The organism is Bacillus sp. TE8-1 (assembly GCF_008368855.1).
In the GTDB taxonomy this organism is placed as follows: Bacteria; Bacillota; Bacilli; order Bacillales; family Bacillaceae_G; genus Bacillus_A; species Bacillus_A cereus.
In genome coordinates, this window is sequence record NZ_QPET01000007.1 from 1 (window position 1) to 16,674 (window position 16,674).

Consider the following 16,674-nt stretch of genomic DNA (forward strand, 5'->3'; position numbering starts at 1 on the left):
GTGGCAAATTACTGAAGGAACAGCAGTTAAAACAAATGCTTACTACAGTTCCTACAAATAGAGAGGGAACCGGATATGGTCTTGGAATCCTTGAAATTAAGCTTCCGAACGGTGTCTCGGTATGGGGACACAGGGGGGGCGTTCCAGGGTTTTCCACTTTTGCTGGTGGAACACTTGGAGGTAAACATACACTCGCTATCAATTCGAACAGTTTAAACATTAATAACGCGGAAGTTTTTAAAAACATTTTACTTGCTGAATTTAGCAAGTAGGAAAAACGGATAAATTTTGTCATTTGTAATTTCCATCGGAATGGATTACCGCTTGAAAGAGTATAGAGGGATTAAGTATCTATAATTGTGTAGGAGCAGCATTTGCAAAATTAGAAATTGAAATAGATTCAACCATTAAAGATAATATTAGCAGGAAAAAATTGAGGGACATTAAGGATTTTGTGAAGAAGACTTCAAAAATGAACTGAAATCTAATAAACAACGTAAAAGCTAAAAGATTTTCGCTGTGAGAACATCTCAAAATATTAAATTGATGGTAACTTTGTTGTAGCTCTTTAAACATACCTATATTAAAACCCAAATATCTCAGCATTAAATTGAGAAATTTGGGTTTTTCTAAAGGAATCAATTTTTTAAAAAATTTTTAGAAATTTAAACATAAAGTATTGTATACATGTAAGTATGATTAAAAATGAAAAGTTGTAAATGCTAAATTTAATTAAATACGCCTTACTCTCTTTAACATTGGCCTGAATGAATAGTTTATAGGAGATTACACTGGCTAAAGATGCGATAATTGTTCCAAGTCCTCCAATATTTACTCCTAGTAATAAAGCTTTCCAATCAGAAGTAAAGTTTGATAGAAGAATTGAAGTAGGAAAATTGCTAATCAATTGACTCAAAAATATGGAACTAAAGAAGACTGAAGTATCTCCTTTTAAATTAGCGCGAGCAAATGTCTCCAGTGCATCCGAATGTGAAATGTTTCCGATGAAAATAAAAAAACAGACAAAGGTTATTAGAAGAAAGTAATCGATCTTAAATAGTAAGTTTCTATCTAACGTAAATGCTGCCACCAATGTAACTATTAGCGCAATGTAATAATTAATGACACCAAAAATAGATGCAATGATAGTGATAAGTATTAAAATCCAGACGGTAGCTTTTTTTCGATTTTTCACGGTAATAACAGGTAGTTCTATTTTCAAATCTGTTTTTTGAAGTTTTTGAGTACATATAAATAACAAACTAATTCCAAGTACAGCTAAAAGCAGGATTGAACCTAAAAATGGGATGAGCTTAATTCCATAGTAAGAATATAGGTATAAATTTTGTGGGTTTCCCATAGGCATCAAGCTACTACCGATGTTTGCCGCAATTGTTTGCAGGATGATTGTATCCATCATGTTCATTTGTGTTTTTTTACTAATGACAAGTGTTATTGGTACAAAAGTGAGGAGAGCGACATCATTTGTTACAAACATGGAGCAAATAAAGCATAACAAAATTAGAATAATAGATATTGACCTGCTGTTATTGCATTTATTTAAAATCGCAACAGCAAGTTTGTCTAATATCTTTAGCTGTTCCAAGGCCTTAATGGCCACCATTAGATTAAATAAGCTAATTAACACTTCAAAGTTAATATATTCGATCTTTGGCGAATGTATTAAGCAGCTTACAATTGCTAGTATCAGTGAAATGGTAAGCACTAAATCCTTTTTTAAAAATTCGAATTTCATAAGGAGTCTTTTTTTATTTTGAACGAATACTATTTCTTTCACAATACACCACCTGTAATCTATGTTAGTAAATATACGTTTTTTGGGATAACTCGATATTGCTAGAAAAGACGATGTCATAAGGTCCTAAATAAGAGTTTTGTAATGTTTCATCCTTTCAACAAAATCCTTTTTTCTTAGTGTCTTTCATGTTGTAAATATGTGCAATATAGACGAATCCAACTAGGGGGATTAATTGAGAAAACAAATGTTTTTTGTATGATACCATAAATAAATTAAATGCTTTATTTTTTTAATATTCTTATAATATTCTATTGATTCTTGATTTCAAATACTTTATATGAACTTCTAAAAGAGAAAAAGTATGCATGTTTTTATGAAGAAAATAGAGGCTTGTCAAAGGATAGGTAGAACAAAATCTGCGACGTTTGGATACTGTATAAAATTCACAAAATCTCACTGTTTTTTTAGATGAAAAATCTTAAAATATTTTTTTGTTTTTATAAAAATCTGTACTTTTTCGTAACATTCTGTACTTTTAATTATAAATTAAAGACAAGCTTCTCTTAGTTAAAGATTGAAAGCGCTTTATAGGTTTTTCGTGAAATTTTTACCTAGCCTATTTTTGAGATTAGTAGTAAGAAAGGAGATATTTCCATGTTCTTAAGAAAATTAACAAAAAACCAGTTAATCACTATTGATTATTATGATTTAAATATAAATCACCGGTAAACGAAACAAACATAATAGTACAACAACATTAGTGGATAAGAATATTAGTTTTGCAGAAGGGGATAGAGCATCGTGTGTATAAACGGAAAGTTTTTAGAAAATTCAGTTTTGAAGTTGCATGTTGCGATGTTTGTTTAAACAGGCCAATTCTATTCATATAGAAAATTTTTATCCTTGTTGTATTTGAATATGAATGAGGTATTTATGCCAAGGAATATAGGTGATTTTATATAGATTATGATAGATAAATTTTTGGTATGGAGTGATAATATGGAAAGATTTTTTGTAGAGTTAGTCGGATCAACAAATGATTTTTTATGGTCTAAATTGTTAATTATTATGCTTGTTATTTGCGGAATTTATTTTACATTTAAATTGAATTTTGTACAGTTTCGAATGTTAAAAGAGATGGTCCGTGTATTAATGGAGGGGAAAAGTGGTTCTAAAGATCAAATCTCTCCTTTTCAAGCGTTTTGTATTGGTATGGCAGCCCGCGTTGGAACAGGGAATATCACAGGAATTGCGATTGCAATTGCATTAGGTGGTCCTGGAGCTGTATTTTGGATGTGGATTATTTCTATTATTAGCTCGGCCTCCAGTTTTGTCGAAAGCACATTAGCACAGATATATAAAGTAAAAGATAAAACTGGTTTCCGCGGTGGTCCATCCTATTATATGGAAAAAGGGTTGAATAAACGTTGGATGGGAGTATTATTCTCTATTTTAATCACAATTACTTTTGGTCTTGTATTCAATTCAGTACAATCAAATACAGTTACAATTGCTTTTCAAAACTCATTTGGTACAGATCGTCTAACAGTTGGGATAATCATGGCCATTGCTTTCGCTGCGATTATTTTTGGTGGTGTACAACGTATTGCAAAAATGGCTGAATACAAGGTGGTATTTTTAGCGGTATTATACATTGGAGTTGCATTATTTGTTGTAGTTACCAACATATCAAAAATGCCGGAAGTTCTTTCTCTTATTGTTCAAAACGCATTTGGTTTTAAACAAATAGCAGGCGGTTCAATTGGTGCAGCACTTATGAATGGAGTTAAACGTGGTTTATTTTCAAATGAAGCTGGTATGGGAAGTGCACCAAACGTTGCCGCAACAGCAACAACAAGTCATCCGGTGAAACAAGGACTGATTCAAGCATTTGGTGTATTAACGGATACACTGATCATATGTACTAGCACTGCCTTTATTATTTTGCTGTCTGATGCATATAAACAACCGGGGTTAAATGGTATTGCACTTACACAAGCAGCATTAAGTGAACACATAGGTCCTTGGGCATCGGGTTGTCTTGCTATCTTTGTTTTTTTATTTGGATTTGGTGCGTTAATTGGCAACTATTATTATGGTGAAACAAATATTCGCTTCTTACATACAAGTAAAGTGTGGTTAATGATATACAGAATAAGTGTGTTGGCTATGATTGTATTTGGTTCTGTTGCAAAGATTCAAATTGTATGGGATTTAGCGGACTTATTTATGGGCTTTATGGTTATTATTAATTTAATTGCTATTACCTTACTTTCAAAAGTAGCATTTGCGGCGTTACAAGATTATATAAACCAGAAAAAAGCTGGTAAAGATCCTATTTTTTATAAAGAAAACATTAAAGGGCTTGAAAATATTGAATGTTGGGATAGTTATGAGAAAACTTCAAAAAAGAAAAGTGTGTAATAAGAAGGATATTCAGACTGCAATATGTCTGAATATTTTTCTTGGTTCTAGTGCAAATATTATTGATTATAGTAAAGAAAAAATCATTCTATATAAAGTTAATAGTACGGGGGAATATGATTAAATGATAAAGGATTCTAGCGTTCAAGTTGAGGGTCAAGAAAAAGTTTGCTTAGATCAATGGGTAGCTCATTATCGAACGTATGCAGCTAAGGGACGAAGCGCCAGTTATATTCCTGCTCTGGGGGAAATAAATGTATCGCAGTTAGGTATTTGTATAGTAAAGCCAGATGGAACAATGATAAAATCAGGAGATTGGGAGATACCTTTCACATTACAAAGTATATCAAAAGTAATCGGTTTTATAGCCGCTTGTTTAAGTCGCGGTATTTCTTATGTATTAGAACGAGTTGACGTAGAGCCAACTGGAGATGCCTTTAATTCAATTATTCGTTTAGAGATACATAAACCAGGAAAACCTTTTAATCCTATGATTAATGCTGGAGCAATTACGATAGCTTCACTTTTGCCAGGGACATCGGTGCAAGAAAAATTAGAATCTCTATACGCATTAATTGAAAAAATGATAGAGAAGCGTCCCGCTATTAATGAAATAGTATTTCAATCAGAATGGGAAACGGCTCATCGTAATAGAGCATTAGCATACTATTTAAAGGAGAATGGTTTTCTAGAATCAGATGTGGAGGAGACACTAGAGGTTTACCTAAAACAATGTTCGATTGAAATAAATACAGAAGATATTGCCTTAATAGGGCTTATACTAGCACATGATGGATATCATCCTATTCGCAAAGAACAAGTGCTCCCTAAAGAAGTAGCTAGGTTAACAAAAGCTTTAATGCTAACTTGTGGAATGTACAATGCTTCTGGAAAATTTGCTGCTTTCATTGGATTACCAGCTAAGAGTGGGGTATCGGGCGGAATTATGACACTTGTTCCCTCAAAATCTAGGAAGGATTTATCGTTCCAAGATGGATGTGGTATTGGTATTTACGGACCAGCCATTGATGAATATGGGAATAGTTTACCAGGAATTATGTTGTTAGAACATATTGCAAAAGAATGGGATTTAAGTATATTTTAAAAAGGAGCACAGATATTTTGGTGTTAGAGCGAGTCCAAAAGTGTTCAGACCTTATATTGTGTCTGAACATTTTTGAGTTATAAAGTATCTTTCTAAAGTAGAAGGGTGTAATGAATACTCACAATCTAGAATGCTTTCGTTTATATCTTATTTATCAGTTTTTGAAAAAAATAGAGTAAGTATTGTATTAATGCAAATAGGTTTGTATACTGACTGTTAGGCGAAAGTGAGAAGTGATTATTTTGAATCTTAGTAATTTAGTAAAAAAAGACATCTATATTCTCGTTTTAATGATACTTACAGTACCCTTAGTAGGTGAAATAAAGTCATTTCCTTTAAATGAAACATTTAGAATGAGCTTTGGCGCACCAACATTTTTCTTTTTTTTGTTATTGTTTCGACGAATTCCAGCATTTTTACCGGGTTTTTTAACAGCGATAGTCGTGGTAGTATTTCGTATCTCAATGGATGTCATTATAAAGGGAAATATGGATTGGCTAGCCGCTTTTCATACTCACTATCCTAGTTTTTTCTTTTATTTTACTTATTCGTATCTCTTTCATTTAGCAAAAATCAAACGTTTTTATCATCAACCACTAATGATTGGTTTTATTGGTTGCATGATTGAAATACTGTCAGACTGTGTGGAATTAATGATTCAATATTTCGTATTAAAAACATCGATCACATCCGAGGCAATAAATGAGATCATTGTTATCGCATGTTCCCATAGTTTTATAGTTCTAAGCTTTTTCAATATGATGAAATTGTATGAAGCGCAATCAAGGGAGAGACATATAAAGAAACAAAATGAACATATGCTCATGCTTATCTCTAATTTATATGAAGATGCTGTTCATTTAAAGAAAACATTACAAGATGCTGAGAATATAACAAAAAAATCCTATGATTTATATAAAACCTTAGACTCTTTTGAGCACAAACAGATGGATTTTCAGTTTGAGGATTTAAGGCAACAGGCATTACAAATTGCTGGTGAGGTCCATGATGTTAAAAAGGATAACCAACGTATTTTTGCGGGACTTTCAAAATTAATTTCTGATGAAAGTTTTACAGATTATATGTCTGTGCATGAACTAGTAAATATCATTATACGGGCAAATACGAAATATGCACGGTTGCTAGAGAAAGACATCCAATTTGTGTATAAAATTGATGGTGTGCATCCTCATTATCATATTTACACAATCTTATCTATTATAAATAATATCGTTACAAACGCTGTAGAAGCTATCCAAGGTATGGGAACCATCACAATTGACATTAATAAAGACCACCATTTTGTTGAATTTCAAATAGGCGATAATGGTCCTGGTATTTCTTCAAAATATAAAGATTCAATTTTTGAGCCTGGGTTTACTTCTAAATATGATGATTTAGGCAACCCATCGACAGGTATCGGATTATCGTATGTTAAAGAAATGGTCGAACAACTTGAAGGTGATGTTACGCTTGAGGACAGAACCGAAGGAAAAGGATCAATTTTTATAATTAGATTAGGGATTGATCATATAATTTCGAAAGGGTGATTCTATGTATTTTTATATAGTAGATGATGAAAAAGCGGTTCGCTCAATGTTGGCTCAAATTATCGAGGATGAAGATCTTGGGGAGGTTATAGGAGAAGCTGAGGATGGTTTATCTTTAGAGCAACAAATGGTAATCCTTAAAAATATAGACATTTTATTTATCGATTTGTTAATGCCGAATCAAGATGGAATAAAAACAATTCGTCAAATAAAACCTTCGTTTAAAGGGAAAATCATCATGGTCTCTCAAGTAGAATCAAAAGAATTAATTGCTGAAGCTTATTCGCTTGGTGTTGAATACTATATTATTAAGCCAATTAACCGGATTGAAGTATTAACAGTTGTTCGGAAAGTCATTGAACGAATTCGTTTGGAAAAATCGATAAAAAACATTCAAGAATCGCTTAATATGGTACTAAAATTGGATAGTAATTTAAGTACGCAAGAAAAATACCGTAGTGAAAAACATTTAAATACTTTCAATCATTTTCAAAATTCCATTCATTTTCTTTTGTCTGAATTAGGAATAGCCAGTGAAAGTGGAAGTAAAGATTTAATGGATATGCTAGATTATTTATATAAATATGAACAAGATAACACGTTGGAACAAGGCTTTCCCTCACTAAAAGAGATTTTTATGAATTTAGCTCAAAAAAAACTTGGGGATTCAGCTGAAGATGCCGAATTAAAAAGGTTCATAGAAGCTTCCAAACAACGGATTCGGAGAGCAATTTATCAATCATTAAACCATTTAGCATCCCTTGGACTTACTGATTTTTTAAACCCGAAGTTCGAAAATTATGCTTCTAGATTTTTTGATTTTACTACCGTAAGGAGAAAGATGACAGAATTGAATAATGAACCAACATTACCTGCTCGTATTGATACGAAAAAATTTATTCAAGTTCTTTATTTTGAAGCAAAACGAATACACTTGGAGTTAAGATGATAAACTCTTGCTAAGTATTATTTTCAATTGATAGATTGATAATTATTTTCATGTTATTGGTTTTATATAGTTTTTCTAAGAGAGGATTTTCCTTTATTTCATATTGGCTTTAAAATCAGAAAATTCCGTATCGATTCGGTAGAAGTGTATGAACTTAAAACAAAAGAATATGTATTTTTTACACATTAATATTCATTAAAAAAAACGAGTATTTTAACAATAAAATATAAATACATAGTAAGTTGAATTGAAAAAAAGATGCTATCTTCTGGCATCTTTTTTTCTTTAAGAGGAAATATCATTGATCCTTATATTATTTGAAATTCAAATGCGGGCATATAAATAAGGGAAAAGGAGATAATATTTAACAAATTATAATTGGAAATGGTATTTTAGGTCAGAAATGTTTTTATACTAATTAGGTTATTGGTACGAAATAAGCATAATGTCTCGCTTTTCTGCTCTTTAATCTTATCGTTATTTTTTATTAAGTACATATCGTTTTTTAGAAATCTCAATCCTAGCAGAGTATATAAATTGGGTGATAAAAATGTGGAACATAATTACTTCTTATCTTCCAGATTGGAAAGTCTTTGTACAAGCTTTTATCTTGTTTTTAATTCCGTATACTATCTCAAGATTTTTTCATTGGGTTCGTATGTCAGAGAAAGAGTGGGAAGAATGAGTTGGTGGAAGTCAAGAGACAAACAAGTGAAAAAAAATAATATTCAAAGTAAAACGAAACAAGAGCATAAACCATCTCAAAATACAAACGTTCATTTCACAAATGATTTTGCCTCTAACTTAGAACTTATAAAGCAACAAATCGGACATAATTCTGATGTTCGATTTCGGAAGTTTAATATTGGACGCACAGATATTCAGGCTGGGATCGTTTTTGTTGATGGTCTATCAGATAAAGAGATAATTGACAAACATATTATGAAATTACTAATGGATGATTTTTCTGATGAATATAAAAATGAATCTTCTTATGTGGAGGGGACTGTTTCAAAAGAATATATTAAAAATAAAGTTCTTACAATTAGTGAAGTAGCAGAAGTCCATTACATAAAAGATTTAATACCCAAAGTATTGATAGGTTCAACAGCTCTTTTAATTGATGGTTTAGCAGATGTGTTTATTCTTGGTACAACAAAAGCAAATAAACGAAACATTGAAGAACCAGTATCGGAGGCATTAGTCAGAGGGCCACGGGTCGGTTTTACTGAAGTATTAAGTGATAATACCTCACTTTTGCGACGACACTGTGCGGATGAGAGCTTATCATTAGTAAAGCTACCAGTAGGAGAACGTGCAAAGAAAGAGTTAGTCGTCGCATTTATTAAAGATCTTGCTAGTACAGAATTGGTGGATGAAATAAAAAACAGAATTCAGAAAATTGACATAGACAGTGTACTCGAATCTGGTTATATAGAGCAACTTATTGAAGATAATTATCTCAGTCCTTTTCCGCAGATTCAAAATACAGAACGACCTGATCGTGTTATTAGTGCTTTGATGGAAGGTCGAGTAGCTATTTTGTTAGATGGAACACCATTTGTTTTAATTGCTCCAGTTACATTTAGTATGCTGCTGCAATCACCAGAAGATTATTATGAAAGGTGGCTTCCTGGTACGCTTCTCCGCTTATTACGCTTCATGACAGCTTTTGTTTCATTATTTGCTCCAGCACTGTATATTTCTTTTATTTCATTTCATCCAGGATTAATTCCCACTAAGCTCGCTATTTCTATTATCGGATCGCGAGAAGGAGTTCCTTTTCCCGCTTTAATAGAAGCGTTAATTATGGAAGTAGCTATCGAAGTTTTACGAGAAGCAGGTTTACGTCTGCCTAAACCGATTGGACCGGCAATGGGAATTGTGGGCGGTTTAATAATTGGTCAGGCTGCCGTAGAAGCAGGAATTGTTAGTCCAATAATGGTTATCGTTGTTGCGGTAGCAGCTATTTCTTCTTTTACTATTCCGCAATATAGTGTGGGAATTACGTTACGCATTCTTCGTTTTGTAGCTATGTTTTGTGCTGCGATATTTGGATTGTATGGAGTTATTCTCTTCTTTCTTTTACTTTGCAGTCATTTAGTGAAACTGAAAAGTTTTGGCGTTCCTTATACCAGCCCTGCTGTTCCATATCGATTCAGTGATTGGAAAGATTTTATGGTTCGCATGCCATTAAAAATAATGAGACGTCGACCGAAAATAATGCATACCAAAAAAACTATCCGCAAAAGGTAGCTGATGACGAAAGGAAGTGGCCTTCAGTGATTACTATACCTAAAGACCGAATAACAACTTCACAAGCAGTTGTTATTATTGTAAATTACATACTTGGGACAGGAATTCTTACTTTGCCCAGAGCATCTGTGGAAAAAGTGAAAACACCAGATGTATGGTTAAGTGTGATATTAGGTGGGATACTGGCAATGGTTTCAGGAGTAATTATGGTCAAATTAAGTCAGCAGTTTCCAGAAAAAACATTTTACCAATACAGTCAAGATATTGTAGGGAAATGGATAGGGAGATTGCTTAGTTTTCTTATTATAGGGTATTTTCTTACAACTTCAGCATTTCAAATTCGTTCAATGGCAGAAGTAATAAGCTTTTTTTTACTAGAAGGAACCCCCACATGGGCTATTGTTATGCCTTTTATGTGGATAGGTCTCTATTTGATTATGGGTGGTATTAATTCAATTGCACGGATGTTTGAAATAATATTTCCTATTACTGTTTTTATTTTTTTAATCATTTCCTTTATGAGTATCGGAATATTCGAGATGGATAATCTCCGTCCCGTATTAGGTTTGGGAATTAAACCAGTGTTAGATGGGATAAAAACAACGTCTCTCGCATATACAGGTCCTGAAATTATGTTAATTCTTTTGGTATTTATGGAACAACGAAAGAAAGCAGTAAAAGCTATTTTAGTTGGAATTTCTATTCCGTTAATCTTTTATGTAATAACTGTTGTAATGGTCATTGGTGCATTATCAGTTGATGGGGTTGTAACAAGAACATGGCCGACAATTGACCTTATGCGCAGTTTTGAAATTTCTGGTTTGATATTTGAACGTTTTGAATCTTTACTGCTTGTAATATGGATTATGCAAATATTTGCTACCTATACGATTAGTTATTATGCAGCTGCATTAGGATTAGCGCAACTCTTTAAAAAGAGTATTCATCCATTTATTTTTGCTTTGATTCCAATCATTTACATCATTGCTATGACTTCGAAAAATATAAATGACTTGCTTAAATTGGGGGATATGCTCGGTAATGCTGCTTTATTTTTATTTGGTTTACTGCCACTGCTTCTTCTTATTATTACGCGATTAAAAGGAGGAGTAGTGTGAAACATAAATTTAATTATATGCGGTTCTATTTGGCTTTGTTATGGACGCTTTTGCTTCTATTTTTAACAGGGTGTTGGAGCAGTAAAGAAGTAGAAGAATTAAGTTTAACTGCAGGTATAGCACTAGATAAAGGGAAGGATTCAACAATTGAGAAAGAGGATGAGGAAGGAGGTTATCCTAAAAGAAACCTTATAACAGCTACTTATCAAATTGTTAGTTCGCAAGCACAAAGTAAAGGAAATGGACAACAAAAACGTTATATAAATGTTTCTGAGACCGGTGATTCCATTCATCAAATTGTTCGTGAGTTTTCATTGAAAAGAGAGAGCACAATGTTCAGCCCACATTTAAAAAATATTGTTATTAGCGATAGTCTTGTACGTACATACAGTTTAGAACAATTACTTGAACAGTATCTCCGTGACAATGAAGTTCGGCTTAGCTGTATGCTCTTAATTAGCAAGGGTCTAGCGAAGGAGGTACTGGAATCAAACAAAAAAGGAGAAATCCCAGCATTTCGTTTGTCTGGAATTGCAGATAATAGAAATAGAACAACAAGGATTTTACCTCCTGTATCGCTCGCTAAATTGGAAGGAAAGATGCGGTCAGGGGCCAGTTTTCTTTTGCAAAATGTAATCTCGATAAATGGGGAAATAAAATTTGCAGGAGCTGCTGTAATTAAAGGGAAGACAAAAAAGTTGATGGGCTTTTTAAATGAGCAGGAATTGGAAGGAGTAGTATGGATAAACGGAAAAAGGAATGGTGGTGTGGTAAAAACTTTTGATAAAGAATCAAAGAAACTCATTATATACGAAATAAAGTCAATAAAAAGCAAAATCATACCACATGTTAACGGAAATAATATTTCCTTTGATGTAAACATTGAATCAGAAGGGCGTTTGTCTGAAAATTGGATGCAATCAGGAAAAGATTTTGAAAATGAATTTTTGAAAAGGGAAGAAAAAGCTATTGAAAAAGAAGTAAAGCACTTAGTACATCATGTTACAAAAAAAATACAAAAAGAATACCAAGTCGATATTGCGGGTTTTGGCAACCAATTAAGAATTAAGCACCCGAGAACATGGGAGAAAGTCAAAAAAGATTGGGATCGAACATTTAGTAAGGTACCGATTAAATATCATATAAATGTAACTATACAAGATTATGGAGCGTCAAGTTTAAAACGGTGAGATACCTTAATTGAAATTATATTTGCATCAAAACAAAAAGTTACAAAAATTTTAATTTAAAAATTTTTGTAACTTTTTGTTTTTTTATGTCCTTCTTATTATAGATTAAAGAAATGATTTTACCCTATACATTTCTTTTGCGTTATAAAAGTAAATCACAATAGTTACTATTGGTGTGTTATTTAACGTTAGGAAAGAGGAATCGCTATATGTCTTGAATAGGAGGGAGTTTGAAGTGCAAGCGAAAGCAGTGCAAATAGAAGAAATCTATCAAGAAATATTAGACGGTAAAAGAAGTAGGTTTCCACCGAATACATGGAAAGAAGATAGCAATAGAGAGCTATCTAAAAGGGTCACAAAATATTTAATTGAAACAATTTTAAAATGGAATGAAGAGGATATTAAACAAAAATGGAATACGCCTTTAATTATAAAATATCGATTACTCGGCGCGCTCAAACATAGTTATGATAATAGTCCCTATAAGATGATTGAAGACTTATATCCCAATAGATTTAAAGAGTGGGAGTTTGGTATGGCACCATTAAATTTTTGGACTAAAGAAAAAGCTCTTGAAGCATTAAAATGGACTGTTGAAGAAAAAGAAAAGCTAAGTAAAGTAGAACTATTCAAATTCTATAGTAAAAAATGGTTAGAGAAAAATAAACTCAGTGCACCATTAGTTATGTATTGGAATGGTAGTCCTTATGCAATGATAAATTCTTTATATCCTAATAAATTTAAAGAGTGGGAATTTAGTATGACTCCTAACAATTTTTGGACTAAAGAAAAAGCATTGGTAGCATTAAGGTGGACTATTGAAGAAAAAGAAAAATTAACTTCTTTTCAATTATTACAAGTTTACAGTGTAAAATGGCTTACTATTCATAATTTAATTTCTCCTTGTCAAATATTCTGGAATAACAGTCCGTACGCCATGATCAATGACTTATATCCTGGTCAAAATAAAGAATGGGAATATAAATTCACACCTACCGGATTTTGGACTGAAAAAAAAGCATTAGAGGCGCTGAAGTGGACTATTGAAGAAAAGGAAAAACTAACAGAGGGGCAATTACTATCTATTTACACACAAAGATGGTTAATTAAACATAAGTTATGGACACCATTAAGAAGATATTGGAAGGGAAGTCCATACAATATGTTAAATACTTTATACCCTAATCGTTATGCAAAAGATATGTTAAAAGGTTATAAAAATAAATAATGATTATATTAGAAGTCTTACTTATATCATACAATATCAAGTTTAAGATAGAGTTAATGAACTCTTAACTTAATTATAGGAGCGAAATTATATGTCACCTTTACGAGATGAAGCATTAAAAATGCATAAAGAAAAACAGGGGAAGATTGGTGTTTATTCTAAAGTTAAAGTACAAAATTCAACAGATTTAAGTCTCGCTTACTCACCAGGTGTTGCTGAGCCATGCTTAGAGATTTATAAAGATGAAAGCAAAGTATATGATTATACAATGAAAGGGAACCTAGTTGGAGTTATATCTGATGGAACTGCAGTATTAGGTCTTGGGAATATTGGACCTAAAGCAGCTATGCCAGTGATGGAGGGAAAAGCTTTACTTTTCAAATCATTTGCTGAGATCGATGCTTTTCCTATTTGTTTAAACACTAATAATCCGGATAAGATTGTTGAGGTTGTTAAATTATTAGAACTAAATTTTGGTGGGATAAACTTAGAAGATATTGCAGCACCTCAATGCTTTGAAATTGAGGAGCGCCTAAGAAAATCTTGTGATATTCCTGTTTTCCATGATGATCAACACGGTACAGCTATTGTAACGATTGCTGGCCTAATTAATGCACTTAAGTTAACAAATAAAAAAATTGAAGATGTTCAAATCGTTGTAAATGGCGCTGGTGCTGCTGGGATAGCCATTGTTAAGTTGTTACTCCATATGCATGTGAAAAATGTTATTTTGTGTGACACAAAAGGGATAGTATATGAACAGCGACCTATTGGAATGAATGCGCTTAAAGAAGAAATAGCTCGTATTACAAATATAGAACAGAAGCGGGGAAGATTAGCAGAGGCCCTGATTGATGCTGATGTATTTATTGGCGTATCAGCTGCAGGTGTAGTTGATGAGGATATGGTTCGTTCTATGAATCATAATCCTATTATTTTTGCCTTGGCTAACCCTACACCTGAAATTATGCCTAATAAAGCAAAAATAGCAGGAGCACTAGTAGTTGGTACAGGACGTTCTGACTTTCCTAATCAAGTAAATAATGTATTAGCTTTCCCTGGAGTTTTTCGTGGAGCCTTAGATGTACAAGCAAAAGAAATTAATGAAGAAATGAAGCTAGCAGCTGTTTATGCAATAGCTGATTTAATTTCAGAAGAAGAGCTTCATGTCAACTATGTCATTCCAAATCCGTTTGATCCTAGGGTGGTGCCACATGTAGCATATGCTGTCGCACGTGCTGCAGTAGAAACCGGTGTTTCAAGAAAAAATATCAGCATGTCTGAAATTAAAAACAATCTATTCAGGTTAACAAAAGAGACAAATATATTAAAATAAATATTTTTCTTAAGAAAATATTATGTAGTAAAGGTTATCTACTTAGTTCTTAGCGTATAAAAAATTAAATTATGTATACCTCCCTTTCTGATATTGGTAAAACGCATATATTTATTCCTTGTGAAGTATGAAAATTAACAAAGTCTTAAAAGGAGCGAGTTTAAAAGATGATTGTTCTTCAGGTAGTTTTAGCAATTTTTATTGTAGTAGGGGGATTCATAAAAATTTTCCATATATCTTTTCAGGTAGAACATTGGCAACAATATCAATATTCATTATGGTTTATGTCTATAATTGGTTTGGTTGAAATTGTTGGAGCAATAGGTATAATCGGTGGTATTTGGAATCAATACTTAGCGCTAGGAGCAAATACATTAATAGCAGTTCTCATGGTCGGAGCTATTCATGCTCATATGTTTCGAGCAAAACAATCTATTTTAATGGCAATTCCTGCATTACTTTGTTTCATACTATCTATGGGGATAATTATTTGGAATTTAAATACATTTTCTTAAGCTTAACTATAAATTGTTAAAATAAGTAATTATTAGAGGGATGTGTAAGCTCTATTTAAAATGTTGAATAGTTAAAGATTATTAATTCATAAAAATTATCACCATTTTACTCTCGTTTTTAATAGTTCTATGAATAGAAAGTCTCTTCATTTTTTTTATGCATGCTTGTAAACGAAATACGAAAACATAACTCATTATAGGAAGGAGAATTTTGAAATTCTATTGATAAACCAAGTAATTGTAATAGCCCTTATTTAGAATAATAATTTCAAAATCAATAAAATTTAGAGTAGAAGGAGCAAGAGCAAATTATTATGAATAAACAAATAGGATTCATCGGATGTGGAAACATGGGTATTGCTATGATAGGTGGGATGATAAAAAAAAATATAGTTTCTCCAGATCAAATAATTTGTTCAGATTTAAACGTCATTAATTTAAAAAATGCTAGTAATGAATATGGCATAACTATAACTACTAACAACAATGAAGTCGCTAACAGTGCTGACATTTTAATTTTATCAATCAAACCAGATTTATACTCATCGGTAATTAACCAAATAAAAGATCAAATAAAAAATGATGTAATCGTTGTAACTATTGCTGCAGGAAAAAGTATTAAGAGCACTGAGAATGAATTTGGTAGAAAGTTAAAGGTTGTTAGAGTAATGCCTAATACACCGGCACTTGTTGGAGAAGGAATGTCTGCGTTATGTTTTAATGAAATGGTTACAGAAAAAGATATAAAAGAGGTACTGAACATATTTAATATTTTCGGCCAGACGGAGGTCATAAATGAAAAACTAATGGATGTTGTTACATCTATTAGTGGTTCTTCTCCAGCATATGTGTATATGTTTATAGAAGCCATGGCAGATGCTGCTGTACTTGGTGGTATGCCGAGAAAACAAGCTTATAAATTTGCGGCTCAGGCTGTATTAGGTTCTGCAAAAATGGTATTGGAAACAGGAATACATCCAGGTGAATTGAAGGATATGGTTTGTTCTCCAGGTGGAACGACGATAGAAGCTGTAGTAACGCTAGAAGAAAAAGGTTTAAGAACAGCTATCATTTCAGCTATGAAACGTTGTACGCAAAAATCTATGGAAATGTCTAGTTTAACTAGTAAGTGAGAAGCGAATTTATATAATATTTCAAATCTATTTAATGTAAAAGAAATATTATGAGGCTAGTTAATAACTAAGTAAATTTATATACAACACTAACGAGAAAAACCAACCTTA

At 32.4% G+C, this 16,674-nt stretch carries 12 protein-coding genes and 2 pseudogenes; 13 read left to right on the plus strand and 1 reads right to left on the minus strand.

Going from position 1 to position 16,674, the window contains the following annotated elements; all coding sequences use genetic code 11:
- Positions 1-272, plus strand: a pseudogene (locus DN404_RS06045) (serine hydrolase domain-containing protein); the annotation flags it as partial.
- A 110-nt stretch (positions 273-382) separates the two neighbouring features.
- Positions 383-481 (plus strand): annotated as a pseudogene (locus DN404_RS06050) (cytochrome P450); the annotation flags it as partial.
- A 165-nt stretch (positions 482-646) separates the two neighbouring features.
- Here the strand turns inward: DN404_RS06050 and DN404_RS06055 are convergent.
- Complete coding sequence (locus DN404_RS06055) at positions 647-1,798, minus strand: anion transporter (RefSeq protein WP_016122788.1); 1,152 nt, start codon at positions 1,796-1,798, stop codon at positions 647-649.
- Between the two features lie 960 nt (positions 1,799-2,758).
- Between DN404_RS06055 and DN404_RS06060 the strand changes: the two genes are divergently transcribed.
- The 11 genes from DN404_RS06060 (at position 2,759) to proC (ending at position 16,563) form a co-directional block, all read left to right on the plus strand.
- Positions 2,759-4,183, plus strand: coding sequence for an alanine/glycine:cation symporter family protein (locus DN404_RS06060; protein ID WP_000439283.1), 1,425 nt, complete (start codon positions 2,759-2,761; stop codon positions 4,181-4,183).
- Positions 4,184-4,307: 124 nt separating this feature from the next.
- A complete protein-coding gene (gene glsA / locus DN404_RS06065) occupies positions 4,308-5,288 on the plus strand; it encodes a glutaminase GlsA (protein ID WP_149214831.1) in 981 nt (326 codons plus the stop codon).
- Between the two features lie 233 nt (positions 5,289-5,521).
- Positions 5,522-6,838, plus strand: coding sequence for a sensor histidine kinase (locus tag DN404_RS06070; protein WP_000584790.1), 1,317 nt, complete (start codon positions 5,522-5,524; stop codon positions 6,836-6,838).
- Positions 6,839-6,842: 4 nt separating this feature from the next.
- Positions 6,843-7,787: a response regulator gene (locus DN404_RS06075; protein ID WP_000274085.1), complete on the plus strand. Its 945-nt coding sequence runs from the start codon at positions 6,843-6,845 to the stop codon at positions 7,785-7,787.
- Between the two features lie 681 nt (positions 7,788-8,468).
- Positions 8,469-10,043, plus strand: coding sequence for a spore germination protein (locus DN404_RS06080; RefSeq protein ID WP_149214832.1), 1,575 nt, complete (start codon positions 8,469-8,471; stop codon positions 10,041-10,043).
- A 26-nt stretch (positions 10,044-10,069) separates the two neighbouring features.
- Positions 10,070-11,161: a spore germination protein gene (locus DN404_RS06085; RefSeq protein WP_149214833.1), complete on the plus strand. Its 1,092-nt coding sequence runs from the start codon at positions 10,070-10,072 to the stop codon at positions 11,159-11,161.
- On the plus strand, positions 11,158-12,351 hold the full coding sequence (locus tag DN404_RS06090) for a Ger(x)C family spore germination protein (RefSeq protein ID WP_149214834.1): 1,194 nt from the start codon (positions 11,158-11,160) through the stop codon (positions 12,349-12,351). The genes DN404_RS06085 and DN404_RS06090 overlap by 4 nt, the downstream gene beginning before the upstream one ends.
- Positions 12,352-12,586: 235 nt before the next feature.
- Complete coding sequence (locus DN404_RS06095; protein ID WP_001148033.1) at positions 12,587-13,579, plus strand: DUF4046 domain-containing protein; 993 nt, start codon at positions 12,587-12,589, stop codon at positions 13,577-13,579.
- A gap of 91 nt (positions 13,580-13,670) precedes the next feature.
- Positions 13,671-14,915, plus strand: a complete 1,245-nt coding sequence (locus DN404_RS06100) for an NAD(P)-dependent malic enzyme (protein WP_000074777.1) — start codon at positions 13,671-13,673, stop codon at positions 14,913-14,915.
- A gap of 167 nt (positions 14,916-15,082) precedes the next feature.
- A complete protein-coding gene (locus DN404_RS06105; RefSeq protein ID WP_000636506.1) occupies positions 15,083-15,430 on the plus strand; it encodes a DoxX family protein in 348 nt (115 codons plus the stop codon).
- A gap of 314 nt (positions 15,431-15,744) precedes the next feature.
- Positions 15,745-16,563, plus strand: a complete 819-nt coding sequence (gene proC, locus DN404_RS06110; RefSeq protein ID WP_001041290.1) for a pyrroline-5-carboxylate reductase — start codon at positions 15,745-15,747, stop codon at positions 16,561-16,563.
- Positions 16,564-16,674: the final 111 nt, after the last annotated feature.

Bases quoted from the DNA above. Each gene is read 5' to 3' on its own strand.
- DN404_RS06060 (WP_000439283.1), top strand. From the start codon at position 2,759: ATGGAAAGATTTTTTGTAGAGTTAGTCGGATCAACAAATGATTTTTTA.
- glsA (WP_149214831.1), top strand. From the start codon at position 4,308: ATGATAAAGGATTCTAGCGTTCAAGTTGAGGGTCAAGAAAAAGTTTGC.
- DN404_RS06075 (WP_000274085.1), top strand. From the start codon at position 6,843: ATGTATTTTTATATAGTAGATGATGAAAAAGCGGTTCGCTCAATGTTG.
- DN404_RS06080 (WP_149214832.1), top strand. From the start codon at position 8,469: ATGAGTTGGTGGAAGTCAAGAGACAAACAAGTGAAAAAAAATAATATT.
- DN404_RS06100 (WP_000074777.1), top strand. From the start codon at position 13,671: ATGTCACCTTTACGAGATGAAGCATTAAAAATGCATAAAGAAAAACAG.
- DN404_RS06105 (WP_000636506.1), top strand. From the start codon at position 15,083: ATGATTGTTCTTCAGGTAGTTTTAGCAATTTTTATTGTAGTAGGGGGA.
- proC (WP_001041290.1), top strand. From the start codon at position 15,745: ATGAATAAACAAATAGGATTCATCGGATGTGGAAACATGGGTATTGCT.